Source organism: Octadecabacter sp. B2R22 (assembly GCF_018861045.1).
Taxonomy (GTDB): domain Bacteria; phylum Pseudomonadota; class Alphaproteobacteria; order Rhodobacterales; family Rhodobacteraceae; genus Octadecabacter.
Genome location: NZ_JAHKQJ010000007.1, coordinates 49,184 through 72,274, shown reverse-complemented (window position 1 = coordinate 72,274; position 23,091 = coordinate 49,184). Strand labels below are relative to the sequence as shown.

At 56.4% G+C, this 23,091-nt stretch carries 30 protein-coding genes; 14 read left to right on the top strand and 16 right to left on the bottom strand.

Translation table 11 applies throughout. The features are described 5' to 3' along the window. Positions 1-65: 65 nt before the first annotated feature. A complete protein-coding gene (locus tag KO486_RS05730) occupies positions 66-521 on the bottom strand; it encodes a nucleoside deaminase (RefSeq protein WP_216036299.1) in 456 nt (151 codons plus the stop codon). A 51-nt stretch (positions 522-572) separates the two neighbouring features. Here KO486_RS05730 and KO486_RS05725 point away from each other — a divergent pair, with 51 nt between their 5' ends. The 10 genes from KO486_RS05725 to dtd all read left to right on the top strand — a co-directional run bounded on the left by KO486_RS05725 (position 573) and on the right by dtd (position 9,161). Then, complete coding sequence (locus KO486_RS05725) at positions 573-755, top strand: hypothetical protein (RefSeq protein ID WP_216036298.1); 183 nt, start codon at positions 573-575, stop codon at positions 753-755. A gap of 27 nt (positions 756-782) precedes the next feature. Beyond that, positions 783-1,652: a pseudouridine synthase gene (locus tag KO486_RS05720; protein WP_216036297.1), complete on the top strand. Its 870-nt coding sequence runs from the start codon at positions 783-785 to the stop codon at positions 1,650-1,652. 280 nt (positions 1,653-1,932) lie between these two features. Then, entirely contained in the window at positions 1,933-2,805 is an 873-nt protein-coding gene (locus tag KO486_RS05715) for a 5-bromo-4-chloroindolyl phosphate hydrolysis family protein (RefSeq protein ID WP_216036296.1), read from the top strand. Positions 2,806-2,830: 25 nt separating this feature from the next. Further along, positions 2,831-4,033 carry a toxic anion resistance protein gene (locus tag KO486_RS05710; protein ID WP_216036295.1) on the top strand — a complete coding sequence of 401 codons (1,203 nt, stop codon included), beginning with the start codon at positions 2,831-2,833 and terminating at the stop codon, positions 4,031-4,033. 12 nt (positions 4,034-4,045) lie between these two features. Then, positions 4,046-5,020, top strand: a complete 975-nt coding sequence (locus tag KO486_RS05705; RefSeq protein WP_252734659.1) for a DUF2927 domain-containing protein — start codon at positions 4,046-4,048, stop codon at positions 5,018-5,020. 16 nt (positions 5,021-5,036) lie between these two features. Continuing rightward, on the top strand, positions 5,037-5,420 hold the full coding sequence (locus tag KO486_RS05700; RefSeq protein ID WP_216036294.1) for a lysozyme inhibitor LprI family protein: 384 nt from the start codon (positions 5,037-5,039) through the stop codon (positions 5,418-5,420). A 21-nt stretch (positions 5,421-5,441) separates the two neighbouring features. Beyond that, complete coding sequence (locus KO486_RS05695; protein ID WP_216036293.1) at positions 5,442-6,551, top strand: SPFH domain-containing protein; 1,110 nt, start codon at positions 5,442-5,444, stop codon at positions 6,549-6,551. A 104-nt stretch (positions 6,552-6,655) separates the two neighbouring features. Then, on the top strand, positions 6,656-7,774 hold the full coding sequence (locus KO486_RS05690; RefSeq protein WP_216036292.1) for a TFIIB-type zinc finger domain-containing protein: 1,119 nt from the start codon (positions 6,656-6,658) through the stop codon (positions 7,772-7,774). A 31-nt stretch (positions 7,775-7,805) separates the two neighbouring features. Continuing rightward, positions 7,806-8,720, top strand: coding sequence for a carbohydrate kinase (locus tag KO486_RS05685; protein ID WP_216036291.1), 915 nt, complete (start codon positions 7,806-7,808; stop codon positions 8,718-8,720). Next, complete coding sequence (dtd, locus tag KO486_RS05680; protein WP_216036290.1) at positions 8,721-9,161, top strand: D-aminoacyl-tRNA deacylase; 441 nt, start codon at positions 8,721-8,723, stop codon at positions 9,159-9,161. It abuts the gene before it with no gap. A gap of 9 nt (positions 9,162-9,170) precedes the next feature. Here dtd and KO486_RS05675 read toward each other — a convergent pair whose 3' ends face one another. From KO486_RS05675 to KO486_RS05665, 3 genes are read right to left on the bottom strand one after another with little or no spacing between them, the layout of a single operon-like run. Beyond that, complete coding sequence (locus KO486_RS05675; protein WP_216036289.1) at positions 9,171-10,283, bottom strand: hypothetical protein; 1,113 nt, start codon at positions 10,281-10,283, stop codon at positions 9,171-9,173. Positions 10,284-10,328: 45 nt separating this feature from the next. Beyond that, positions 10,329-11,003, bottom strand: a complete 675-nt coding sequence (locus KO486_RS05670) for an HAD family hydrolase (RefSeq protein WP_252734598.1) — start codon at positions 11,001-11,003, stop codon at positions 10,329-10,331. Positions 11,004-11,023: 20 nt separating this feature from the next. Further along, positions 11,024-11,302, bottom strand: coding sequence for a DUF3572 domain-containing protein (locus KO486_RS05665; RefSeq protein ID WP_216037509.1), 279 nt, complete (start codon positions 11,300-11,302; stop codon positions 11,024-11,026). A 94-nt stretch (positions 11,303-11,396) separates the two neighbouring features. On the opposite strand from KO486_RS05665, the gene KO486_RS05660 reads away from it, so the two are divergent. Beyond that, complete coding sequence (locus tag KO486_RS05660) at positions 11,397-12,776, top strand: diguanylate cyclase (RefSeq protein WP_216036287.1); 1,380 nt, start codon at positions 11,397-11,399, stop codon at positions 12,774-12,776. Here KO486_RS05660 and KO486_RS05655 read toward each other — a convergent pair whose 3' ends face one another. From KO486_RS05655 to KO486_RS05640, 4 genes are all read right to left on the bottom strand, one after another. Continuing rightward, positions 12,777-13,274 (bottom strand): periplasmic heavy metal sensor, encoded by a 498-nt coding sequence (locus KO486_RS05655; RefSeq protein ID WP_216036286.1) that lies wholly within the window; start codon positions 13,272-13,274, stop codon positions 12,777-12,779. Between the two features lie 2 nt (positions 13,275-13,276). After that, positions 13,277-13,627, bottom strand: coding sequence for a hypothetical protein (locus KO486_RS05650; protein WP_216036285.1), 351 nt, complete (start codon positions 13,625-13,627; stop codon positions 13,277-13,279). Beyond that, positions 13,617-14,198, bottom strand: a complete 582-nt coding sequence (locus KO486_RS05645) for an RNA polymerase sigma factor (protein ID WP_216036284.1) — start codon at positions 14,196-14,198, stop codon at positions 13,617-13,619. Before KO486_RS05645 ends, KO486_RS05650 begins: the two co-directional genes overlap by 11 nt. An 86-nt stretch (positions 14,199-14,284) precedes the next feature. Continuing rightward, complete coding sequence (locus tag KO486_RS05640; RefSeq protein ID WP_216036283.1) at positions 14,285-14,815, bottom strand: EF-hand domain-containing protein; 531 nt, start codon at positions 14,813-14,815, stop codon at positions 14,285-14,287. Positions 14,816-15,009: 194 nt separating this feature from the next. On the opposite strand from KO486_RS05640, the gene KO486_RS05635 reads away from it, so the two are divergent. Further along, positions 15,010-15,399 carry a DUF983 domain-containing protein gene (locus KO486_RS05635; RefSeq protein ID WP_216036282.1) on the top strand — a complete coding sequence of 130 codons (390 nt, stop codon included), beginning with the start codon at positions 15,010-15,012 and terminating at the stop codon, positions 15,397-15,399. A 21-nt stretch (positions 15,400-15,420) separates the two neighbouring features. Continuing rightward, a complete protein-coding gene (locus tag KO486_RS05630) occupies positions 15,421-16,110 on the top strand; it encodes an NUDIX hydrolase (RefSeq protein ID WP_216036281.1) in 690 nt (229 codons plus the stop codon). Here the strand turns inward: KO486_RS05630 and KO486_RS05625 are convergent. The 7 genes from KO486_RS05625 to KO486_RS05595 all read right to left on the bottom strand — a co-directional run bounded on the left by KO486_RS05625 (position 16,107) and on the right by KO486_RS05595 (position 21,393). Then, positions 16,107-17,012 (bottom strand): EamA/RhaT family transporter, encoded by a 906-nt coding sequence (locus tag KO486_RS05625; RefSeq protein ID WP_216036280.1) that lies wholly within the window; start codon positions 17,010-17,012, stop codon positions 16,107-16,109. The two genes, KO486_RS05630 and KO486_RS05625, sit on opposite strands and share 4 nt — an antisense overlap. 73 nt (positions 17,013-17,085) lie before the next feature. Further along, positions 17,086-17,838, bottom strand: coding sequence for an SDR family oxidoreductase (locus KO486_RS05620; protein WP_216036279.1), 753 nt, complete (start codon positions 17,836-17,838; stop codon positions 17,086-17,088). Further along, positions 17,838-19,310 carry a carnitine 3-dehydrogenase gene (locus KO486_RS05615; protein WP_216036278.1) on the bottom strand — a complete coding sequence of 491 codons (1,473 nt, stop codon included), beginning with the start codon at positions 19,308-19,310 and terminating at the stop codon, positions 17,838-17,840. Before KO486_RS05615 ends, KO486_RS05620 begins: the two co-directional genes overlap by 1 nt. Before the next feature lie 85 nt (positions 19,311-19,395). After that, positions 19,396-19,725 (bottom strand): hypothetical protein, encoded by a 330-nt coding sequence (locus KO486_RS05610; protein ID WP_216036277.1) that lies wholly within the window; start codon positions 19,723-19,725, stop codon positions 19,396-19,398. Further along, positions 19,722-20,276, bottom strand: coding sequence for a lipocalin family protein (locus tag KO486_RS05605; RefSeq protein WP_216036276.1), 555 nt, complete (start codon positions 20,274-20,276; stop codon positions 19,722-19,724). The genes KO486_RS05610 and KO486_RS05605 overlap by 4 nt, the downstream gene beginning before the upstream one ends. Before the next feature lie 11 nt (positions 20,277-20,287). Then, entirely contained in the window at positions 20,288-20,476 is a 189-nt protein-coding gene (locus KO486_RS05600; RefSeq protein ID WP_216036275.1) for a hypothetical protein, read from the bottom strand. Between the two features lie 5 nt (positions 20,477-20,481). Beyond that, positions 20,482-21,393 (bottom strand): 3-keto-5-aminohexanoate cleavage protein, encoded by a 912-nt coding sequence (locus tag KO486_RS05595; protein ID WP_216036274.1) that lies wholly within the window; start codon positions 21,391-21,393, stop codon positions 20,482-20,484. Positions 21,394-21,470: 77 nt separating this feature from the next. Here KO486_RS05595 and KO486_RS05590 point away from each other — a divergent pair, with 77 nt between their 5' ends. After that, positions 21,471-21,926, top strand: coding sequence for a GNAT family N-acetyltransferase (locus KO486_RS05590; RefSeq protein WP_216036273.1), 456 nt, complete (start codon positions 21,471-21,473; stop codon positions 21,924-21,926). On the opposite strand, the gene KO486_RS05585 is transcribed toward KO486_RS05590, so the two are convergent. After that, positions 21,923-22,963, bottom strand: coding sequence for an aldo/keto reductase (locus tag KO486_RS05585; RefSeq protein WP_216037508.1), 1,041 nt, complete (start codon positions 22,961-22,963; stop codon positions 21,923-21,925). The two genes, KO486_RS05590 and KO486_RS05585, sit on opposite strands and share 4 nt — an antisense overlap. Positions 22,964-23,091: the final 128 nt, after the last annotated feature.

The window sequence follows — 23,091 nt, the reverse complement described above, 5'->3', positions numbered from 1 at the left end:
GGTCTCCGGTTTGACTGTTAAGTTCGCTTTACCTGCGGCGCGGCGCGGCTTCAACCATTGTGGCGTCAGCGATCACGTTTTGCGGCAAAGAAACCCCTAAGCAACTCTTCTGAGGCGGTTGCGGACAGGCCGTCATAGATTTCAGGCACGTGGTGGCATTGCGTATGTGCAAAAACACGAGGCCCCTGCGCTACGCCACCAGACTTCGGGTCTGCGGCCCCGTAATACAGCCGTGCAATACGCGCATTCGAGATCGCTGCCGCACACATCGGGCACGGTTCAAGTGTCACATAAAGGTCGTGTCCGATTAGGCGTTCTTGGCCCAACGAAGCACAAGCAGCACGAATAGCGAGTATTTCTGCGTGGGCTGTCGGGTCGTTCAGTTCACGAGTGCGATTGCCAGCCGTCGCCATCACGTCGCCAGACGGGGAAACAACAACGGCGCCCACAGGCACTTCGCCGCGGGCGGCGGCGGACTTGGCCTCAATAAGGGCGGCGTCCATGTGGCTTTTGAAACTCATGCGCTTTGATGGGCTGATCTGGATGACTTTTGCAAGGGTCGGGTGATCCCCTTGGTTGAGAAGATTCTTCTTAAGGGCGCCGAGGATTTCAGCATGATTGGCCCCTATTCCAAGCAGTTTGGTGGCTGTGACGGTATTGCGGAAGCCTTGCGCGCCGAAGGGCTTGAGGTGCGGATAAACCGCCACTTCTTTGGTTGTGCGACGTCTGTGTCGGGGCGAAAGCCTGTTGCGTGAAGGCGGCCGAGTGCTTAGGCGGACATCATGACAGATGAAAAGAACAAGACACCCGCGGGTGATCGTATCGCAAAAGTTTTGGCGCGTGCTGGTATCGCCAGCCGCCGCGAAGCCGAAAAGATCATCGAAGCCGGACGTGTGACCGTGAATGGCAAGACCATTCTGACCCCTGCCCTGAATGTGACGGGGCGCGACCGCATTGTCGTGGATGGCAAAGAACTGGCCGAGCCCGAAGCCCCGCGCATTTGGATTTATCATAAGCCTGCTGGGTTGGTCACGACAGAACGCGATGAAAAGGGCCGCGACACAGTGTTTGATGCTTTGCCCAAGGACATGCCCCGCGTGATGTCTGTTGGCCGCTTGGATATCAATTCAGAAGGACTGCTGTTGCTGACCAACGACGGCGATCTCAAGCGCACGATGGAACTGCCCGCCACAGGCTGGTTGCGCCGGTATCGCGTTCGGATCAAAGGGTCCCTTTCAGAGGCCAAGTTGGACGAATTGCGCGCCGGAATCGAAGTCGATGGTGTGCGTTACGCTGGCGTCGAAGTGAAATTTGACCGCCAGCAAGGGGCAAATGCGTGGCTGACGATGGGGTTACGTGAGGGCAAGAACCGCGAGATTCGGCGCCTCATGGAAGCCCAAGGCGTGATCGTGAACCGCTTGCTGCGCATCTCTTACGGACCATTCCAGTTGGGCACGCTCAAACCGGGTGCCGTTGAAGAAGTAAAACAACGCATTGTACGCGATCAGATGGGATTGAGAGACGCTCCAAAGCCGTCAAGACCCGTGCCTAAGGGCAAACGCCCACCGCCAAAACGCGGCACCGCGGCCTCTGCCAAGCGCCACACTGGCGTTTCAAGAGGGGGCACAGGGGGGAAATCTGGCAACAGATGACCCTTGCCCAGATTTTGTGGCTGTGCATGGATAGGCGTGCTGATGAACGCAGCAAAGTTTGGGGGCACGTTTTTTGCCAGAGTTTCAGGACTATTCCGCGCACTATGCGCCGTGCGTAACAATGTCGTGGACTCGTAAGACGGACGTAATGCCCCTATCCTTGTTAAAGATCGCGAATACTGGAGGCTTTTGTGCCTAAGACAACCAAGACAATATCTTTCGCATTGCTCATTGTGCTCATGCTTGGCGTGGTCACGGGCTGGCTTGGAGGGCTTTGAGCATGGCCAAGAAGTTTGGTGGAAAATTTAGCCCTGACGGAACAACGCAAGACGGCATCCGCGAGGCGGTCGTTGATCAGCGCAAGGTTAATGCGGCTGGCGCCAAGGCGAATTTGCTATTTGTTCCAGGCGTTTTGCTGGCGTTCTTATCATTGAACGAAGGCGCGACAGGGCTTCTTATGGGGCTTGGTGGCGCGGCGTTGATGTCGCTTGCGGCTTGGCTCACGCGGGATGGTATGCGCGCGGCGGCGGCTTATGACCTACGCAAAGTGGCACGTAAACCCGCCATTCCGCGCAAAATCATCGGGTCCGTGCTGACGGGCCTTGGCGTTGCCCTTGCTTCGTTAATGAATGATCCCAGCATGTTAGCGGCAATTCTTTATGGGGTCGCGGCTGGCGGCCTTCACACAATGGCCTTTGGCATCGACCCTCTGCGCGACAAACGTATGGAAGGGATCGACACCTTCCAACAGGATCGCGTGGCAAAGGTCGTAGACGAAGCCGAGGCAAACCTAGCGTCGATGACAGACCACATCGGCAGCATTGGCGACCGCCACCTCGAAGCCCGCACAGCGCAGTTTCAAGCGACGGCCCGCAAAATGATCCGCACCGTCGAAGAAGATCCGCGTGATCTGACCGGCGCACGCAAATTTCTTGGCGTGTACTTGATGGGTGCGCGGGATGCGGCGGCAAAGTTCGCCGACCTCTACAAACGCCAACGCGATGAAACTGCACGCGCGGATTTTGAAAGCTTGCTCAGCGATCTTGAGCAAAACTTCGCCGCACGGACCGAAAAGCTGTTGCTCGATGACCGAAGCGACATGGATATTGAAATCAAAGTGCTGCGCGATCGACTGCAGCGAGAAGGCCTGTAAACGGGCCGTATTATAGGGGGACATTATGTCTGACACAGTCGCAAAAAACATGGAGGCCGCACAAGCGAGCCTTGGGCAATTGGAAAAAGTCACTGCCGTGATCTTGGCTGAACCAAAAAACGAACTGGTGCCACTGGCAGCTGCGGATAAACCGACAAGCGCCGAAATCACCAAACGCATGGCCGAGCTGGACATGGAAGACACCAATTCCATCATTTCCTTCGGTTCATCGGCCCAAGCCGAACTGCAGACGATTTCACAGTCCATGCTGCAAGGCGTGCGCAACAAGGACGTTGGCCCTGCTGGCGATTCCCTGCGCGAGATCGTCACAACGATCCGTGGCTTTAACGTTTCCGAACTGGACGTGCGCCGTAAACGCAGCTGGTGGGAAAAGCTTTTGGGTCGTATGGCCCCTGCTGCGAAATTTGCGGCGAAGTTTGAGACCGTTCAAGGCCAGATCGACAAGGTCACGGATGATCTTCTCAAGCATGAACACGTTCTTTTGAAAGACATCGAAAGCCTCGACGTTCTTTATGACAAAACACTGAACTTCTACGACGAGCTGGGTCTTTATATCACCGCTGGTGAAGCCAAGCTTGCTGAAATGGATGAAACTGTCATCCCAGCAAAAGAAGCCGAAGTCGCCGCCGCGCCAGAAGATCAAGGCGTGATGAAAGCGCAGGAACTCCGCGATCTGCGTGCCGCACGTGACGATCTGGAACGCCGCGTTCACGATCTGAAACTGACCCGTCAGGTGACAATGCAGTCCTTGCCGTCCATCCGTTTGGTTCAGGAAAACGACAAGTCCTTGGTGACAAAGATCAACTCTACGCTGATCAACACCGTGCCACTGTGGGAAACCCAACTGGCACAGGCCGTTACGATCCAGCGTTCTGCAGAAGCCGCTGTTGCGGTCCGTGAAGCCAACGACCTCACCAATGAGCTGTTGACTGCAAACGCTGAAAACCTGCGCTCAGCCAATAAGATGATCCGCACAGAGATGGAGCGTGGCGTCTTTGATATCGAAGCGATCAAACAGGCCAATGCGGACCTGATCGGCACCATCGAAGAGTCTTTGCAGATCGCCGACGAGGGAAAGCGCAAGCGTGCCGAAGCCGAAGCCGAGCTGCAAAACATGGAAGCGGAATTGAAAGAGACCCTTTCCGCAGCAAAGGCCCGTGGCACGGCATCCGGCCACAACATCGGTTCCGCCGCTGGCGAGGCCTAATCCTTGACGACAATGGCAAGCGGCATCAAAGCGATCAGCATGGGTTTGACGGCCCTGCTCACGCTTGCCGCTTGCGAACTTACCGATCCACTTCCCCCACCCGTTGTGCCGCCTGAACGGCCCAGCGCGCTGGTGCCGCCGGTCGAGCCGCCTGCCCCTGTGATCAGGCCGCAGCCATCGGATGCCAGCCACGCCCTTTCCGTCCATTACCAACGTGTTCAGAATGACCTTATTGCGCGTGGGCTGCTGCGCACGGATGGCGGTGGGCCCGACACGATGTTCACCGACACGGTTCTGGCACGAAACTTCGTTCGCATTGCGCTGTTTGATGAATATGCAACAACGCCTACTGGCCTACGTGCGCAACCTACCATCAGCCGGCTGCGTCGCTGGGAACAACCGGTCCGCTTTACGGTGCAATACGGCCCCACAGTGCCGGACGACCAGCGGATCGAAGACAGCCAAAACATTCGCAACTATGTGTCCCGCCTGGAACGTGTTTCTGGCCACTCCATGAGCATGGACGACACGGACCCCAATTTCCATGTTCTGGTCTTGAACGAAGATGATCGACTTGGATTTGAAGACCAGTTGCGGGCCCTCGTGCCAGGCATCAACGAAACCAGTGTGCGGGCCTTTTTGGACGTGCCTCGCGATACGCTTTGTCTGGTTTTGGCATTCAGCGTGAATGACAGTCCCGAATATTCGCAAGCCGTCGCAATGGTCCGCGGAGAGCACCCTGATTTGATGCGCCTTGCCTGTATCCACGAAGAACTGGCGCAGGGTCTTGGACTGGCCAACGACAGCCCGCGTGCGCGCCCCAGTATCTTTAACGACGACGAAGAATTCGGGTTGCTGACAACCCACGATGAACTCCTTCTGAAGATGCTATATGATGACCGTTTCGAGACAGGAATGGCCGCCGCGGAAGCAGCCCCAATCGCACGGGTTATTGCGCGTGAGTTGATGGATACTGGTCCAAGTTGATCGAAAGGATATAGATATGTTGAATAAGTGGAAAACCCTCGCTGTGGCAGTTGCCTTTGCTGTCCCAATGGCAGCGCATGCGGACAATTGCGACCAGCCGAACCTAACCGGTTTTGACAGCGTTTACTGCTTCTCAAAGATCTACATTGGCGAAGACACCCGTATGGGCGACAACTACCGCACCATGCGCAGCCTGCTGAGCAGCGGTGAATTCGGAACGTTGCGACAAGCACAACGCAACTGGTTGGACTACCGCGACCGGACCTGCATGGTTGGCCCAACAACTGTGAACGTAGATTGCGCCTTGAACGTCACCCGTGCGCGCGCCGATTTTCTACAGGCGCGGATTACTGAATGCCGCTCGGTGGGCTGTGCAACCAGCCGCCTAAGCGAATACTGATCTAACATAAGGAGTCCTCACATGGGCATTCTCGATTTTCTCACTGGCGAATTTATTGACGTCATTCATTGGACAGACGACACGCGCGACACCATGGTTTGGCGTTTTGAACGCGAAGACCATGAGATCAAATATGGCGCCAAGCTGACCGTCCGCGAAGGTCAGGCCGCTGTGTTCGTCCATGAGGGCCAATTGGCGGATGTGTTTACGCCTGGGCTGTACATGCTTGAAACCAACAACATGCCGATCATGACGACCCTGAACCACTGGGATCACGGTTTCAAATCTCCGTTCAAATCCGAGATTTACTACGTCAACACGACGCGGTTTAACGATCTGAAATGGGGCACTAAAAACCCGATCATGCTGCGCGATCCTGAATTCGGTCCAACCCGTATTCGCGCCTTTGGGACCTATTCCGTCAAAGTGACGGACCCTGCCAAATTCCTGACCGAGATCGTCGGCACAGACGGCGAATTCACAATGGATGAGATCAGCTATCAGGTGCGCAATATCATCGTGCAGGCCTTTACCCGCACGATCGCGGCATCCGGGATCCCTGTTCTGGATATGGCCGCGAACACCGCCGATCTGGGTAAGCTGATCGCGGGTGCGATTGCCGACACGATTGCGCAATACGGTATCTCGATCCCTGAACTTTACATCGAAAACATCAGCCTCCCGCCTGCCGTGGAAAAGGCGCTGGACACACGCACGTCCCGTGGTTTGACGGGCGATCTGGACGCACACATGAAATACGCTGCCGCCGAAGCGCTGCGCGCTGGCGGCGAGGCTTCAGGTGCGATGGGGGCCGGTATGGGCGCTGGCATGGGCATGGCAATGGCACAACAGATGGCGAACCCGTGGGCGAATGCTGCGGCACCGCAGGCGGTCCCTGCTGCTGTTGCACCGCCCCCACCGCCTGTTGAACACATTTGGCACATTGCCAACGCAGGCAAGACAACGGGTCCGTTCTCCAAGGCTGACCTTGGAAAGATGGCCGCCGATGGGTCCCTCACCCGTGAAACGCACGTCTGGACTGCTGGGCAAGACGGTTGGAAAACCGCCGATGAGGTCGCGGAACTTGCGCAACTGTTCACGGTAATGCCACCTCCGGCACCGGGCGCTTAAATTCGAAAGGCGGCAATTCAAGTTTATTGCCGCCTTCAATCGCCCGAACAGCTTCGGGTTTTGCGGCACATGCCGACCATCACATTCAGCTATGAAACGTTTTGATGTCTGAGACATACCTAGAAGACAAACCGACACCGGCCGATGAGCACCGTTTCCCTTGTGATCAGTGTGGGGCTGATTTGCGTTTTGACCCCGGTCAAGATCAGCTGATCTGCGACCACTGCGGAAATACGCATCCGATTTCGCAGGGCCCTTGGCGTGGCGGGTCTTTGGCCGAGCTGGATTTCCGCGCGGCCGTTTCTGGCGATATGCCGGAAGCCGAGATCGAGGAAACCCGCGTTGTTTCCTGCCCCAATTGCGGGGCGCAAACTGAATACGACGAAACGGTTCACAGCGCCGAATGCCCGTTTTGCGCAACCCCTGTCGTCACAGATACCGGCCTGCATCGTCACATCAAACCAAAGGGGCTTTTGCCGTTTGCGTTGGATGAACGGGCGGCGCGTGGCACAATGTCTGACTGGCTCGGCTCGCTTTGGTTCGCGCCAAACGGGTTGAAAGACTACGCACGAAAAGGGCGGTCTTTGTCTGGTATTTACGTGCCTTACTGGACCTTCGATGCCGACACCAAAAGCGCATATACCGGACAGCGCGGGACCCATTACTACGAAACCAAAACCGTCACCCGCGATGGCAAACGCCAACAAGTACGCGTCCGCAAAACCAAATGGCGCGGCGTTTCTGGCCGTGTGGCGCGGTTCTTTGATGATGTTTTGGTGCTGGGGTCACGCAGTCTTCCGAAACGTTACACCGACGCGTTGGAGCCTTGGGACCTGTCAGCGATGGAACCTTACCAGCCGGAATACCTCGCTGGGTTTCGCGCCGAAGGGTATCAAGTGGAACTTGAGGATGCTTTTAAAGAAGCACGCGACGTCATGGATCGCGTGATCCACCGTGATGTGAAATTCGACATTGGGGGGGACGCCCAACGGGTCGGAACCGTGGACACAAAGATCGGGACGCTGACGTTCAAACACGTTCTGCTGCCCGTCTGGATGGCCGCCTATAAGTATCGCGGCAAAACCTACCGCTTTGTCGTGAACGGGCGGACTGGCCGCGTTCAGGGCGAACGCCCCTATTCTGCAATCAAGATCGCAATCGCGGTGGTCTTGGGATTGATCCTTGCGGGTTGCGTCGGATTTGTTATCGCTAACAGTCAGTGATAATACGTCGCAAACTTCGGGGAGATAAGAAATGATTCTGACATGTGGTGAAGCACTCATTGATATGTTGCCGCGTAAAAGCACCGAAGGGGAAGATTGTTTCACCCCCTATCCCGGTGGTGCCGGGTTCAACACGGCCATTGGCCTAGGGCGGCTGGGCGTTGATGTGCAGTTTTTCTGTGGAATGTCGTCCGACTTCCTCGGCGATATCTTACGCAACGCCTTGGACGCGAGCGGTGTTGATCACACGCCAAGCCCTCGCATGGTCGCGCCTTGCACGGTTGCCTTTGTTAAACTGGTCGACGGTCAGGCAACATACGCGTTCTATGATGAAAACTCTGCCATGCGCACCCTCACTGCGGCCCCCGAGATCGAGGCAAACGCCCTGCTTTTTGGCGGCATCTCACTCGTGGGCAACGGTTGCGGAGAAGTTTATGAAGCGATGATGCTGCGCGAAGCACCGCGCCGCGTTACCATGATCGACCCTAACATCCGCCCGTCCTTCATTAAGGATGTGGTCGCCTATCGCGCTCGGATCGACCGCATGATGGCAACGGCCGACGTGATCAAACTCAGCGACGAAGACCTACATTGGCTCGAAGGCGAAGGTGATTTGGCGGAACTTGCACGCGGTCTGATCACCAAGGGTGCCAAATTCGTATGCATCACCGAAGGTGCAAATGGCGTGACCGGTTACACTGCTGAGCACGAAGTCTACGTGCCATCAGAGCGCTCTGTCGTAGTCGACACCGTTGGCGCTGGCGACACATTCAACGCAGGTACTTTGGCTGGCTTGGACCGCCTTGGTTGCCTGACGAAAGAACGGATTGCCCATCTCACCAAAGAGGAAATCCAAGAAGCCCTGCATCTGGGTGTTCGCGCTGCGGCAGTCACTGTGTCCCGTGCTGGTGCGAACCCGCCAACGGCAGCGGAACTCGGTCTCTAAATGCGGGCCCTAGTTCAACGCGTAAAATCAGCACAAGTGCATGTAGATGACGCGTTGATTGGCGAATGTGCGGCAGGTGTTTTGGTGTTGGTCTGCGCCATGCAAGGCGACACTGATGATCTGCCGGCCAAACTAGCGGCAAAGATTTCCAAACTGCGCATATTTAAGGATGACGACGGGCGCATGAACCGATCCCTTGCCGATATTGGCGGGCAAGCCTTGGTTGTCAGCCAGTTCACATTGGCGGCGGACACCTCACGCGGCAATCGACCGGGGTTTTCTGCCGCGGCATCGCCTGAAGACGGCAATCGGCTTTATGAAGCCTTTGCAGCTGAAATGGGCGCTTTGGTTCCAACGCAAACCGGCCAGTTTGGCGCGGATATGGCGGTGTCCTTGGTCAATGATGGGCCTGTCACGATCTGGATGGACACCGACGCCTGAACCATCAGGCTAAAGCGCTTTGCCAAACAAATGCAGGCGGTGCATTCGGCTGCTGCCCGCCTTTTCCGCCTGAGCAAGCGACATAGGGTTCACGTCAGCAATCCACGTGTTACCGATAGACATATAGCCCGCGTCACGCGCGTTCTTTAGGACATGATGTAGGATCACAGGGTTCACGCCCCGCCCTTGCAGATGCGGCATGATCCCCGCAAATATCAAAACAGCACGTTTATTTGCCATCCTTTGGCGGATAAAGTGCCAAGGTGTCGTGATCCCGATCCGCGACCGAATACGACGCAAGAACGGGTTCATGTCCGGCACACAGATCACGCAACCCGCGGGTTCACCTTTGTAATGAAGCACCGCAGAGATGCGTCTATCCATCACCCACTTCATATCCTTTGCCTGAAAATGAAACTCTTGTGCACTGACGGGAACGAACATCGGGTTCTCGGCGAAGGACGCGTTCAGGATCAAACGCGCCTCTTCAAGTCGTTGGCCAATCGTGCCCTGCGTGATAGGTGCAAAAACAAAGTCTGGATCATCAAGGATCGCCTGATGTTTCGGACCAAGGGCCATTTCGGAAGCGGATTGCAGGTCTTTGGTTTCCATCGTGGCCATCGGAAACGTCGCGTCATAGCCGTTCTCGCTCAATAGGCGGGCGATATGGGGCGGTGACCATGTTTGATCCAAGTAAGGAGCATGTTCAAACCCCTCTGTGACAACACCAATTTGCTGCATCGCCGTGAGATTGAAATTTCCCGCAATCTCGGTCAGACCCCGCGCACGGCACCAGTTTTCAGCGGCCCCTAGCAGCGCGTTGGCGGCTTCGGCATCATCTGCACAGTCGAAGTATCCAAAGTAGCCCCGTTCAACACCATGGATGCGGTTCGAAGCGCCATGAACATGCGCCGTAATCCGACCAACTGCGCGGCCTCCGCGATGGGCCGTAAAATAGGTTAACGCGCCTTCACCAGCGCCGCTCACCAACGGGTTTGCTTGTGATAAGAACCGTTTCAAATCCCCCTTTAGGGGCGAAACATAGGGGCTATCTGCTCCGTAAGCATTGAACGGAGCATCAAAGAAAGCGTCGAAGTCTTCGGTGCGAACCTCGATGTCCATACAGTGCAATACCCTTATCTATTGTCGTAAACGAGCATCCGACCGCTAGACGCCCAACCACGCGGGCAAATCCGCGATTGAACGCAGGACCACATCCGCATGTGGAGCGAGCTCTGCATGCTCTGCAACGCCAGTCAAAACAGCGACCGTTGTCATCCCCGCAGACCGGCCTGCGTGCAGGTCATGGGTGCTGTCACCGACCATGACACAAACATCCGGCGAAAGCCCTGTCGCCTCGCAGAATGCATGCAATTGACCCGCCGCAGGTTTGCCACCGAAGCCGGAATCAAACCCCGCGATAAAATCAAAGAACGGCGTCGCACCAGCGACATCCAGATGCGCCCTTGCAGGTTCTTCAGCGTCGTTCGTGGCCACGCCAAGTTTCAGTCCCGCGTTTTTCAGGCGCTCAAGGAAAGGCACCAAAGGAGCGGCCTCAACCTGCGGCACATCCATCGTTGCCGCATTAAACCGTGCAATGATCGAGCCCGTTTCACTGTCCGGCAGGTAGGGCAGCGCGGCCAGAGCCACGTCTTTAATGGTGCCCGCAATCACAATACTTTGCGGCTCGAAAAGCCCGGCATCCAGGCTATAGCCCAGCGCCTTTGCAAGCGGTTCTAGCATATCAGGCGCATTGGCCGTCTCGGCGGCCAGCATTCCCCGCGCCCAAGCCCCCCATGTCGCGTTGAAATCAAACAAGGTGCCATCCTTGTCAAAAACCATCCCTTTTATCACCTGCTGGGTCATGTCCAATGCACCGCTTCTGCTCCCGGTAGCGCATAACGCGCCGTTAAGGGTTCTTCGTACTTAAGGCGGTGAGCATCACAAAACTCAACAACCCACGCATCATCCATCGTGAGGAAATCGAGCACCGAAGCCAGAAAAGCGGGGTTTTCCGCCTGTGCTCTCAGATCATCGGCGTTTGCCCCCGAAGCCCCTAAAAACACAGGAAAAAGTTCATCGCTCTGGCCAAGCCATGACAGTGCCAAAATAGCTATTTGTTCAGCGCGTTCGGGGGGCATCACATTCATTACTTTCGCGGAAAGGGTTTCTTAACCATTTAATAGGCAAACTTAGTGAACAGTAGATTGATGCAAAGCGTGAAAGGTTTCAAGAATGCCTGGGGACATACTGATTATAGACTGCGTCGCCACCAACCGGATCATCTTGAAGGTCAAGCTGCTTGCGGCGCAATATCGCGTTCGCCCTTGTTCAAATGTGGCCGAGGCCAAGGCCGCAATCACGGCGTCTCTTCCGGATCTTATCTTAATCGACGTCGGCACGGACACTGCGGCGGTCATGGCGTTTTGCCAGTCCCTGAAAGCACACGAAGACACAAGTTTGATTCCAATTATTGCAACGGGAGGGTTTTCTTCCCCTCAAGACCGTGTCGCCGCACTGGAAGCCGGGGCGGATGACGTTCTTACAAAACCCTTTGATGATCATATCCTTCAGGCCCGCATCAGAAGCATGTTGCGCGCCCGTGACGCCCGCCAAGAACTCCGCATGCGAGAAGGAACGCGCACAGCCCTCGGATTTGCCGAGGCTTGCCGCGACTTCACCGCTCCATCGCGCGTGGTCATCGCCTCTATTGGAGGCAAAACCGAAGGCGGCGCGCTGAAGCTTGATAACTGCCACGTTTCTGGCAACGCCATTGAGCAGTTGACCACAGGCACCGAAAGAAATGCGCCAGCGGATCTATATATTGTGGATTTCCGTTCAGGACTGCTCGACGATGCAGTCTTGTTTCGCCTGCTGTCTGAATTGCGCAGTCGGTCCAGCACCCGCCATTCCAGCATCCTAGCTCTGCTGCCCGCAAATTCCCGTCAAGCCGCGGCTATGGCACTTGATCTGGGGGCCAATGATATCGTCACATCTCCGGTCGCGGATGATGAAATCCGGCACCGGTGTCGCGTTCTTCTGCAAGCCAAACATGAAGCCGCCGCTTTGCGCCGCACCGTTGCATCGGGGCTTGAGGCTGCGATTACAGATCCTTTGACGGGTTTGTTTAACCGCCGTTATGCCCTGCCCCATCTGGCAAGGCTCTCTGAGCAAAGCCGTAAGACAGGCCGTCAATTCGCGATCATGGCGCTCGATCTGGATCATTTCAAAGGGATCAACGACACGTATGGCCACAAGGCAGGTGACGAAGTGCTGCGGCAGGTTGCATTGCGGTTGCAAGGGAACCTGCGGGCGGTTGATCTTTTAGCGCGTATTGGCGGTGAGGAATTCTTGGTCGCGATCCCAAATAGCGACGTCGTGCACGCGCGCACAGCGGCAGAACGGCTCTGTAAACTCATCGGCGACACCCCGTTTTTCGTAGGCGAAGACGGGACCGAACTGTGCGTTACGATGTCTGTTGGCGTAAGTCTGAACGGCGGCCCGCAGGCCGACGGCGAAGAAGCCGATCTCGAAGAATTGGTGAACTCTGCCGATGTTGCGCTGTATGCGGCGAAAACCGGCGGGCGTAACAAAGTCAGCTTGTCGGCTGCTTGATCAATTCTTGCGGGGGGCGCGGCGATCTTCGCGCGGAGGCGGTGCTTGACGGGATTGTCTTTCAAGACGATCCGCAAAGGCGGCCCTCTCCTGAGATGACATATTGGAGATTTCGGCACTCACCACATCCAGCACCGCATCTTGCCCAACTTGCAACCGGTGGCGTTGTCGCTCGAGTATCTCCAGGAATTTCTCACTGTCGAAGGTCTCGGCACGGATGGTTGCCACAAGCGCCTGCATGTCAGCCTCCATCTCAGAGCGATCTCGACGTTGAAAAACATCACTCTCGCGCAGGGCCGTGCGAACCGCAGTGCGGTTGTCGTCATCCATCGCGCGTGTCAGCGGGCCTGCCGTCAAATCAAAGCGTTGCGAAGAACCAGGAGGGCCACCGTTAAGAACAACGCCTGCAACAACGCCAAGAACCACAAGGTTCAGCGCCAGTGAAGACACCAGCAAGACGCGCCGCCACCGTTTTGTTTTTCCTTGCTCATTCGCCATTCTTAACCCTCCAACGCCGCAAATAAATCGCTCTCAAGAAGCGGCACCTCAATGGTGTCTCCCCATAGTTCTGTCGAAAAATCCGTAAGGGCTGCGGGCTGAACCGCCCCGATCCAAACGCCAGCCACGGTCGCCGCAGCAAGGCCCGAAAACGTCGGCCAGCCGCCAATGACGTCCAAAAGCATCGCGCCAAATCCAGGTTTGGACCGTTGCGGCGCTGTCGCGTCATCGGCCAAGACCATATCTGCATCCAGCATAATCCGGTTCATCAGATCCTCTGACGGCACTGGATCAGCAACACGCATTTGCGCGAAGGCCTCATTCAGCATTTTTTCGTCAATGTCAGTGGTCATCTTCATACCCCAATTCTGCTTTGCGTCCCGCCAACCTGGCGATCAAGGAACGCTTTCCCCGTGCTATCAGACTTTCGACTGTGCGCACATTGGTCTTCATAATCTCTGCAATCTCCGGATTGCTTCGGTCTTCTAAGTGGCGCAGCGTGACCGCTTCTGCCTGTCGTTCTGGCAGGTCACACAGCGCTGAACGCAAGGCCTGCGCGCGGGCTTTATCCTGCAGTGTTTCTGCCACGGAGGGCGCTGTGTCGGCGGGTTCTTCGATACTGTCGATGTCCACACCACGACCGGACTTTCGCAATCGGTCCGTGCACAGGTTCGCCACAACTCGGTACAGCCACGTCGTCACTTTGGCCCGTTCCGGGTCCCAATCTGGCGCGATCTTCCACAGGCGCAACATCGCTTCTTGCGCGACATCTTCGGCTTCTGCCCGGTTGCCCAGCATTCGGTAGGCTTGCCCCATGACACGCGGGGTCAACCGCTGGGTCAATTCCAGCGCAGCACTGCGGTCGCCGCCAGAAAAGGCCGCAAGTAAATCCGCGTCTGTTAAGGTCTTCGCCGAGTCTGTCATAGAACGTAGTGCTATCCATGTCGTTGGGCCGTCACAAGGTTAGATAGGGTGGCACGGCGGGTCGTCCGCCGTGCCACAGGTCTCTCTTAGTTGTCGCCGCGCTGGCCACGTTCGCCACGCTCACCGCGTTCAGCCATACGTGATTTCGCTGCCTCGAATTCTTCCGCGCTGACAGTGCCGTCTTCGTTGGCATCTACGCGGTCGAACATACGTTCAAGGTTTGGCCCACGACGGCCTTGGCCCTCTTGGCGGTCTTCCATCTGGGCTGTGATTTCGTCAGCCTGCAAAAGCCCGTCACCATTTGTGTCGGCATTCTCAATGCGTTCGGCAAGGCGCTCTTGGGCACGTTCGGCGCGCTGAGTGTCACGTTGGGCGGTCATTTCCTCAGCGGACAAGCCACCGTCGCCATTTGTATCCGCAGCAGCAAAGCGTTCAGCCGCAAGTGTCTGCATTGCTGTTTCGATTTCTTCGAGCGTTACGCCGCCGTCTGCATTAACGTCGAGCTGTTCGAATGTTGGCATTTCCATACGCTGGCCACGGTCGTTGTCACGTGCATCTGCGGTTGCTGCTACTGTCGCGCCTGCTGCGATTGCTGCCACAAGAATAAAGGTCTTCATTTTTTAGTTCCAATCTTTGGTTTGTATAGAGCGACGTCTTGGCCGCTGATGTAAGTGAAACGGGTCAGCTCAGAGTTTCCGTCGCTTTTACGCAAAAAAATTGTGCAGCCTGTGAACCGCGACACTATCGCCCATAGTCTCTGGCGTTAGAAACAGGCCACAAAGAAGCAGATTTTGTTTTATGAGGTGACCAGATGTCCCAAGACGTCGCACAGACTGCCGAACGCCCGACCAAGCCCGCAATCTTGCGTGGGTTGCGTCGGCGCTGCCCGAATTGCGGCGAAGGGAATATTTTTGACGGGTATTTGAAGGTCGTAGATCACTGCCCTGTCTGCAACGAAGATTTGTCCCATAACCGAGCAGATGATGGCCCTGCCTACCTGACTATTCTTGTCGTCGGCCATGTTCTGGCGATCTTGATGCACCTCGGGTTCTCTCAGTTCCGACCTGATCCGCTGTTATTTGCTTCTGTGTTGACGGTGATCTGTGTTGGGTTGTCGCTCTTTCTATTGCCGCGCTTTAAGGGCATGATCGTCGCAATCCAATGGTCCCGCAGAATGCATGGGTTTGGCGGCACCACATAAGCCGAGAAAGCAAACTATTTGATGAGCGATCAAATCGACAAAACAGCGGTGCGCGATGCGGCAACCGTTATTGTGCTGCGTGATCGTGAGACAAAACCGCGTGTTTTGATGGGGCAACGTGGGGCATCTGCGGCCTTTATGCCCAACAAATATGTCTTTCCGGGCGGCGCGGTTGATACCGTAGACGGCGCGATAGACCTCTCGTTGCCAGCCACCACGCAGGCCAATCTAAGCGAAGACAGCACACGACCTGCGACAGCCCTTGCCGCCGCCGCGATACGGGAATTGTGGGAAGAAACGGGGCAGATATTGGGTCGAGCCGCCAATTGGCCAGACCCGCCCAAAGGCTGGCGTGGGTTTGCAGCATCAGGCCATTTGCCTGACGCATCTGCGCTTGATTTCGTCTTTCGAGCGGTCACGCCACAGGGCCGCCCCCGTCGTTTCGATGCTCGGTTCTTTGCGGTTGATGCGTCCCGTCTGGCCAGTGATCCCGATGATTTCACCCATGCAGAAGATGAATTGAGCCATCTGCACTGGGTTCCTTTGGATGAAGCCCGCGCCCTCGACCTGCCGTTCATCACGGAAGTTGTCTTGGCTGAAATTTCGGCATCTTTGCGGCGCGGTCCGGCGCCCAGTGTGCCGTTCTTTCGCAACGATGATGAGGCGCATTTGGTGACGCGGCTCGGCGGACGTAGCCCGCTGGACGTCTAGGTCACTAGGATCAACGCCAGAACCGATAGCATCAACAAGGCACCGCCCCAAAGTTCTCTCGCTGTGATCTTTTCTTTGAAAAAGAAAAGCGAAACCAACAGCGAAAACAACAGTTCCACCTGCCCCAAGGCCTTAACGTAGGCCACGGTTTGCAATGTGAACGCGACAAACCAACTGGCTGATCCGATCATACTGGTGATCCCCACCAGCCCCGCGATACGCCAATTCGCCACAACGCGGCTGATTTCCCCCACTTCACGCAGACGTAGATAGACGGCCATCGCGATGGTCTGCGCGGTCGTCACACAAGCCAGCGTCAACGTCGCGCGCAAAAACACATCCCCCGTTTCCAGCGAAAGCGACGCGCCGCGATAGCCAACCCCGGAACATGCAAACAATAAACCAGACGCCAGACCTAACCCCGTCGCACGATTTACGATCCGCTTGCGCCATGGATCACTGGATTCCGTTGGCGGATCAGACAGCAGCAACACACCAGCCACACCGATCAAGATGACTGCAAAACCCCAGCTCGAGACACCTTCGCCCAACACGATAAGGCCGACAAGAACAGCCAAAAGGGCTTCTGTCTTTTTGAACGTAATACCAACTGCAAAGTTACGGTGCGCGAACAGCGCCACGACGCACATCGTCGCCAAGATTTGCGCCAATCCACCTGCCAACGCAAAAGGCCAAAAACGCGCAGGAATTTCGGGCAGGTCTTGCCCCGTGAGGGCAGCGTAAATCAGGACGCCAATCGCGATCAAGGGCGCGGAATAGACAAACCGCGCAAACGTCGCACCCGCCGTGCTCAGCCGTGTGGCACGCAGTTGTTTTTGCAGCCCGAAACGGGCCGTCTGGGCCAAAGCGGCTAAAATCGTGACGTAAATCCAAGCGTCCATTCGCTACTCATGACGATTTTGACCACCAAAAGCCAGATAGGATTGGCCATAGCCATATAGGGACTATGTGTTGTTACGGCTTTGGATCGGGGTTTTCGGTATGGCCATCAACTGAAATCACCTGCCCTGAAACCCGCCCCGCGCCACTGGACGCCAAAAAGACAGCCATATCCGCGATGTCGGATGCACGAACAAAGGTCTTCATCGAGGTGCCTGCTGCGTAGCCATCATAGACAGCATCACGCGACATGCCCTTTGCAGCAGCTTCGCGTTCGAGCACGCCTTCCATGCGCGGACCTTCGACAGCCCCCGGGCAAATCGCATTCGCCCGAATACCAAACGGGCCAAGCTCCATCGCCAATGTCTTCATCAATCCAATAACGCCCCACTTGGCCGCCGCATAAGGGGCTCGGTTGGGATAGCCAAAGACACCAGCCGTGGATGACGTGAGCAAGATCGCCCCTGCCCCCGCCGTTTTCATGATGGGGGCCGCGTATTTCGCCGTGAGGAACGCGCCACCGAGAGTAACATCAACACAGGATTTCCAATCGTCCCACGCCACGTCTTCGACCTTCGCAGTTGGTCCTGCGACACCCGCATTTGCACACACGACGTCTAACGGCCCCGTGGCTGAAACCTCCGCAAACAGGGCCGACATGTCGCTTTCGGATGCCGCATCCACACGCCGCGTCGTCCAGTTATCCGGACACGCCGCGAGCGCCGCTTCATCAACATCGGTGACCCAAACGTCATAGCCAGCCGCCTCAAACGCCTGCCCCATCGCATACCCGATGCCAGACGCGCCTGCGGTGATCAAAACACGCATCAGCGTTTGCCGACAGCCGCGCCAGCCCCGTTTGGAAGCGCTAATTCAGCGTGTGCCGTCGCAAGTTCCGTAAGCGCCGCGGCCACCTGCGGTGCAGGATTGCTGGCCGCGCGCGTTTTCAGATCAACGTGGATAAGCATATGCTCACCCGTGGCCAAAGCGCGGTCCCCTTCATACATCGTATGGAACAGCTGCATTTTCTTACCCTCGCCAAGCAAAACCTGCGTCTCGACCCTGATCCGCGCCCCTGCGTGCACTTCATCCAGATGACGGATGTGCGTTTCGGCGGTGAAATAGCTCCCGCCCGACGCGATATAGTCTGGCGTGCAGCCCACAATCAGCATCAAACGATCTGTGGCGTCGCCAAACGCCTGCAGATAACGCGCTTCGTTCATGTGACCATTGTAATCGGTCCAATCCAGCGGCACTGCACGATCCACCGTTTTGACGGGCCGTGTGATATCCGCGACATCGGTCAGACAGTTGGGGATTACATTGTGCTCGTTCATGGTCTTGTCGTGGCCATTCAACACGGCACCTGCGCCCCAATCGCGTGCTTTTAGCGTGCGCATCATACCAACCAAGTTGGCGTCACGATGGCGTTCCAATTCGCGAATGCTGTACATGCCGGACTGAGCGTCCGACTGGTCCGCGATTTGGTCGATCAGCTCATCGGTAAGCTCGGGCACATCCATCAATTTGGTCCACGGCCAAGACAGGCACGGGCCGAATTGTTCGATGAAATGGCGCATTCCGGCCTCTCCGCCCGCGATACGGTAGGTTTCGAACAACCCCATCTGCGCCCAGCGCAACCCGAATCCCATGCGGATGGCTTCGTCGATTTCGCTTGTTGTGGCGACCCCGTCCTTGATCAGCCAAAGCGCCTCGCGCCAGACGGCTTCGAGGAAACGGTCCGCGATATGCGCATCGATCTCTTTTTTGACCACAAGGGGGAACATACCGATCTGTTCCAGTACCGTCTTTGCCCAATCCACGGCACGCGGGTCATTATTATCGCCCGGCACCAGTTCGATCAGCGGCAAAAGGTATACTGGGTTAAACGGGTGCGTGACCATGATCTGCGTCGGATCTTTGGCCCCTTGCTGAAGCTCGGAAGGTTTGAACCCAGATGTCGAAGACCCGATGACGGCCTCGGGATCAAGATGTGCCTGAATTTCGGCGAATACTTTGTGCTTTAGCTCAAGGCGTTCTGGCACGCTTTCTTGCACCCAAGACGCGTCTGACACGCACTCCGCAAGAGTATCGCAAAACGACAACTGGCCCTCGGCAGGCATCGGCATGTCATACAAGCCCGGCAAGGACGCCCGCGCGTTTTCAAGAACTTCACCGATCTTGCGCTGCGCCTCTGGGTCAGGGTCAAAAACCTTTACGTCCCAACCGTTTAACAGGAACCTTGCGGCCCAGCCGCCCCCGATTACGCCACCGCCGATGATTGCCGCTACTTGTGCCAAAGTCTGCCCCTTTAATGTCAAAAGCCCCGCTCATGCGAGGCTTTTTTAGGGGAGGCGTCAAGCCAAATAACGACCTATTGTGGCGTTAACCGTCTACGGCCTCAGCGACGTTGGCAGTCTGGGGAACTGGACTGTCTGGATGATCAAATTCATTGGCCGGAACAGGTTCGCGGCGCACACGCGGATCACATGCAATCATCGGACTGCCACTGTCGCGGATGATGATCCCACCACGAGAACGGCATTCCTCGAAGCCCATTGTGGACCCAAGCACGAGGAATTCCATCCGCCCGTTACTACCGCCAGTTGCCGCGCTCGCCATCGGGAACCCTGCGCCGCCGCCTGTTGGCATTGCGATCTCGTCACAGCCCATCAACGCCAAAGCGCACCCTAATCCTACAAATACACGATTCATCTTCTTACCTCTTGGAGTCGTGACACATCATAACCAAACCAATCCATAATGTCCCGCGCCGCAGTGATGCGATCCCCCCCTCCGGTCGGATTTTTATCCATGATCCAGCCAAATTCCCCCGTCGGAATGCCAATCGCCACCGTTCGGGTGTCAAAATCCATCCACATCACCCAGATTTCTCCATCAAACAAAACCGTTTGATCCCCTGCCGGCTTCCAACGACCAGGGCCAGCGGCTTCAAGTAAAACAAGGGATTCAACGTCTGCGCAGACACCATCGGCACAGCGAAACGATACCACATTCATCTGCAAAGCACCTTGCGGCAATGTGCTGATGGAAATCTCATGGGACGGCCCGGGTTGGCCAGCAAATCTTTGCCGAATGACCCAATCACCCGCCATTCTGTCAGGTGTTACGTCCGTTTGGGATGCAATTTGCGCGGATTGATCCCTGAACCGTTCTGTGACGATCGCACCTTCGGGAACCTGCGGTTCTTCAGCCAAACAAGCCGCCAAAGCGACAAACGGCAACGCCTTAATAATTCGCTTCATTTCACCCCTCGTCAGGGATCCATCAAGCAAAACGCGCCATCCGATCCCATCACAATACGCCCACCCAACCCGTTACAGGTGGTTTCCTCAACCATTGTCACACCAAAGGGTTCAGGCAAAGGGTCACCTGCGGGAACAGCTGTGCAGGCGGACATTCCCGCAAGCACGCTGACCCAAATAGCACAGATGACAGGTTTCAAGGGTGTTACCCTCGGGGCGCTTGCTTCACCAAGCCAAGGTTCTCACGGACTTCCGCTGGGCCAATGACCCGCGCACCAAGGTTTTCAATGATCCCATGAGCCCGTTCAACGAGTTGCGCATTGGTCGCCAGTACGCCCTTATCGAGCATCAAGTTATCCTCAAGCCCCACACGCACATTGCCACCCGCCAACACGGACGCCGCAACGAACGGCATTTGGCTGCGGCCAAGACCGAAGGCGCTGAAGGTCCATTCGTCCGGCACGTTATTCACCATTGCCATGAAGGTGTTCAGGTCATCCGGCGCGCCCCACGGCACACCCATGCAAAGCTGCACGAGCGCGTCCGGCTTTAGGATACCTTCGGCGACCAGTTGTTTGGCGAACCAAAGGTGGCCTGTATCAAAAGCTTCGATTTCGGGCTTCACCCCGAGGTCCGTCATCATCTGGCCCATCGCACGCAGCATGCCGGGCGTGTTGGTCATCACGTAGTCAGCCTCGGCAAAGTTCATCGTTCCGCAATCAAGCGTACAGATTTCCGGCAAGCACTCGGCAACGTGGGCAACCCGTTCGGTCGCGCCGACCATATCGGTCCCTGCGACGGTGGGCAGCGGGTTTTCAACGCCACCAAACACCATGTCTCCGCCCATGCCCGCCGTCAGGTTCAACACGACATCAACATCAGCGGCCCGAATCCGATCCGTGAGTTCGCGGTAAAGATCCAAGCGGCGGCTTGGCACACCACTTTCAGGATCGCGCACGTGACAATGGACCACGGCAGCCCCTGCCTTGGCGGCATCAATCGCTGACGCGGCAATCTGTTCAGGAGAACGCGGCACATGTGGGCTGCGATCTTGCGTACTGCCTGATCCGGTGATGGCAGCAGTGATGAAAACGTCGCGGTTCATGGTCAAAGGCATTGGGAATCTCCTGTATTTGCCAGAACCCTAGCCCCACCATCTTGACACGCAAGCCCTCAAAACGCCTCTTATGGCTCATGAACGACATCGCCCTCGCCACCCGTGACGACCTGCCTGCGCTCTATAACATGATCTGTGCGCTTTCGGCCTTTCATGGGGATGAATCGCAGGTCACGTTAGACCATTTGGATGACATCTTTTTTGGCCCTGCCCCGATGGGCATTGCGTTGATCGCCAAACAGGGCGGATCGCCCGTGGGTTATGCGGGTCTTACGCCAACAATGGTTCTGCACGAAGGCAAAATCCGCCTCGATATTCACCACCTGTTCGTCGTTGAAACCCACCGCAGCGCAGGGGTCGGCACCGCGCTGATCCTTGCCGCGAAATCCCACGCAAAAAAGATCGGCGCGACCCGATTAACCATCGGGACGGACCCGAGTAACAAGACCGCAATTGCGGCTTACCGCGCGATGGACATCCTCAAAGACATCACAGGCGCAGGCCCACGGTTCAGCGTTGATCTGACGACCTAATACGGCATCGGGTGCAGACGGTGCACGGCGTCAATATCGGCCTTTGCTTCTGCGGAGAGTTCAATGTCTTTACCGCCCAACAAAGACGCCAATTGCTCGGAAGTCGTTGCGCCGAAGATCGCGCTGACTTTGAACGGTCGTGATCGTTGAAATGCCATCGCCATATGTTCCAGTTTCATGCCGTATTTGTTGGCCACGTCTTGGTAGGCGTCTACGGCTTCAAAAGCACGAGGTGTGACCCGCCCGCCGAGTTTCGGCCCATGGGTCATGCGCGACCCTTCTGGAACCGCACCATTTTGGTACTTCCCGGTCAAAAGACCTGTGGCGAGCGGCGAATAAGAGAAACAAACGACGTCTTCGTTGACCGACATTTCAGCCATGTCGGTGTCGTAAAGACGGTGCAGAAGCGAATATTCGTTTTGCACGGACGCCATGCGCGGCGCACCGATATCTTCGGCAATATCAATCCACTTGGTCGATCCCCACGCGGATTCATTGGACATGCCGAACGCACGGATTTTACCATCCTGCTGCGCCTGTTTCAGCTTTTCCAGAACGCCGCCCATATGGTCGATCGTCTGCTGGCGGTTCTGTTTGCTCGGGTCGAACGACCAATTTTGACGAAACGCATAAGACCCACGCATCGGCCAGTGCAGTTGGTAAAGGTCAATGTAATCAGTCCCGAGACGTTGCAGATTGCCGTCCAAGATCGAGAGAATATTTTCGGGGCTATATCCTTCACCACCACGGATCATCTGGCTATCGCCGCCTGCTTTGGTTGCGATAATAGCATCCTTGCGGCGGCCTGTTTTGGCGATCCAGTTGGCGATGCATTTTTCGGAATCTCCGACGGTCGCTTTGCGGATCGGGTTCACTGGATACATTTCCGCGGTATCCATGAAATTGATCCCCGCATCGAGACACATGTCGATCTGGCGATGCGCGTCCTCTTCGGGCGTTTGGGTGGAAAATGTCATCGTGCCAAGGCACCAATCGCTGACGTTAATGCCTGTGCGGCCAAGTTCGATCTGTTTCATAGCGCCCTCACGTTTTCTAAGCGGAAACATAACCTTGGAACGGCGCTGCACAACCCGTAGTTCCCGAGATTTGGTCATGCCGGTGATAAATTCAACCGATACGACCTCCACGACACAATATGTCGAAT

Bases quoted from the DNA above. Each gene is read 5' to 3' on its own strand.
- KO486_RS05595 (WP_216036274.1), bottom strand. From the start codon at position 21,393: ATGCCTTTGACCATGAACCGCGACGTTTTCATCACTGCTGCCATCACC.
- KO486_RS05655 (WP_216036286.1), bottom strand. From the start codon at position 13,274: ATGGCGAATGAGCAAGGAAAAACAAAACGGTGGCGGCGCGTCTTGCTG.
- KO486_RS05710 (WP_216036295.1), top strand. From the start codon at position 2,831: ATGTCTGACACAGTCGCAAAAAACATGGAGGCCGCACAAGCGAGCCTT.
- KO486_RS05625 (WP_216036280.1), bottom strand. From the start codon at position 17,012: ATGGACGCTTGGATTTACGTCACGATTTTAGCCGCTTTGGCCCAGACG.
- KO486_RS05645 (WP_216036284.1), bottom strand. From the start codon at position 14,198: ATGACAGACTCGGCGAAGACCTTAACAGACGCGGATTTACTTGCGGCC.
- KO486_RS05715 (WP_216036296.1), top strand. From the start codon at position 1,933: ATGGCCAAGAAGTTTGGTGGAAAATTTAGCCCTGACGGAACAACGCAA.
- KO486_RS05685 (WP_216036291.1), top strand. From the start codon at position 7,806: ATGATTCTGACATGTGGTGAAGCACTCATTGATATGTTGCCGCGTAAA.
- KO486_RS05585 (WP_216037508.1), bottom strand. From the start codon at position 22,963: ATGAAACAGATCGAACTTGGCCGCACAGGCATTAACGTCAGCGATTGG.
- KO486_RS05650 (WP_216036285.1), bottom strand. From the start codon at position 13,627: ATGACCACTGACATTGACGAAAAAATGCTGAATGAGGCCTTCGCGCAA.
- KO486_RS05700 (WP_216036294.1), top strand. From the start codon at position 5,037: ATGTTGAATAAGTGGAAAACCCTCGCTGTGGCAGTTGCCTTTGCTGTC.
- KO486_RS05665 (WP_216037509.1), bottom strand. From the start codon at position 11,302: ATGCCCCCCGAACGCGCTGAACAAATAGCTATTTTGGCACTGTCATGG.
- KO486_RS05675 (WP_216036289.1), bottom strand. From the start codon at position 10,283: ATGGACATCGAGGTTCGCACCGAAGACTTCGACGCTTTCTTTGATGCT.
- KO486_RS05660 (WP_216036287.1), top strand. From the start codon at position 11,397: ATGCCTGGGGACATACTGATTATAGACTGCGTCGCCACCAACCGGATC.
- KO486_RS05620 (WP_216036279.1), bottom strand. From the start codon at position 17,838: ATGCGTGTTTTGATCACCGCAGGCGCGTCTGGCATCGGGTATGCGATG.
- KO486_RS05730 (WP_216036299.1), bottom strand. From the start codon at position 521: ATGAGTTTCAAAAGCCACATGGACGCCGCCCTTATTGAGGCCAAGTCC.
- KO486_RS05690 (WP_216036292.1), top strand. From the start codon at position 6,656: ATGTCTGAGACATACCTAGAAGACAAACCGACACCGGCCGATGAGCAC.
- KO486_RS05705 (WP_252734659.1), top strand. From the start codon at position 4,046: ATGGCAAGCGGCATCAAAGCGATCAGCATGGGTTTGACGGCCCTGCTC.
- KO486_RS05640 (WP_216036283.1), bottom strand. From the start codon at position 14,815: ATGAAGACCTTTATTCTTGTGGCAGCAATCGCAGCAGGCGCGACAGTA.
- KO486_RS05695 (WP_216036293.1), top strand. From the start codon at position 5,442: ATGGGCATTCTCGATTTTCTCACTGGCGAATTTATTGACGTCATTCAT.
- KO486_RS05720 (WP_216036297.1), top strand. From the start codon at position 783: ATGACAGATGAAAAGAACAAGACACCCGCGGGTGATCGTATCGCAAAA.
- KO486_RS05630 (WP_216036281.1), top strand. From the start codon at position 15,421: ATGAGCGATCAAATCGACAAAACAGCGGTGCGCGATGCGGCAACCGTT.
- KO486_RS05590 (WP_216036273.1), top strand. From the start codon at position 21,471: ATGAACGACATCGCCCTCGCCACCCGTGACGACCTGCCTGCGCTCTAT.
- KO486_RS05635 (WP_216036282.1), top strand. From the start codon at position 15,010: ATGTCCCAAGACGTCGCACAGACTGCCGAACGCCCGACCAAGCCCGCA.
- KO486_RS05670 (WP_252734598.1), bottom strand. From the start codon at position 11,003: ATGGTTTTTGACAAGGATGGCACCTTGTTTGATTTCAACGCGACATGG.
- KO486_RS05605 (WP_216036276.1), bottom strand. From the start codon at position 20,276: ATGAAGCGAATTATTAAGGCGTTGCCGTTTGTCGCTTTGGCGGCTTGT.
- dtd (WP_216036290.1), top strand. From the start codon at position 8,721: ATGCGGGCCCTAGTTCAACGCGTAAAATCAGCACAAGTGCATGTAGAT.
- KO486_RS05610 (WP_216036277.1), bottom strand. From the start codon at position 19,725: ATGAATCGTGTATTTGTAGGATTAGGGTGCGCTTTGGCGTTGATGGGC.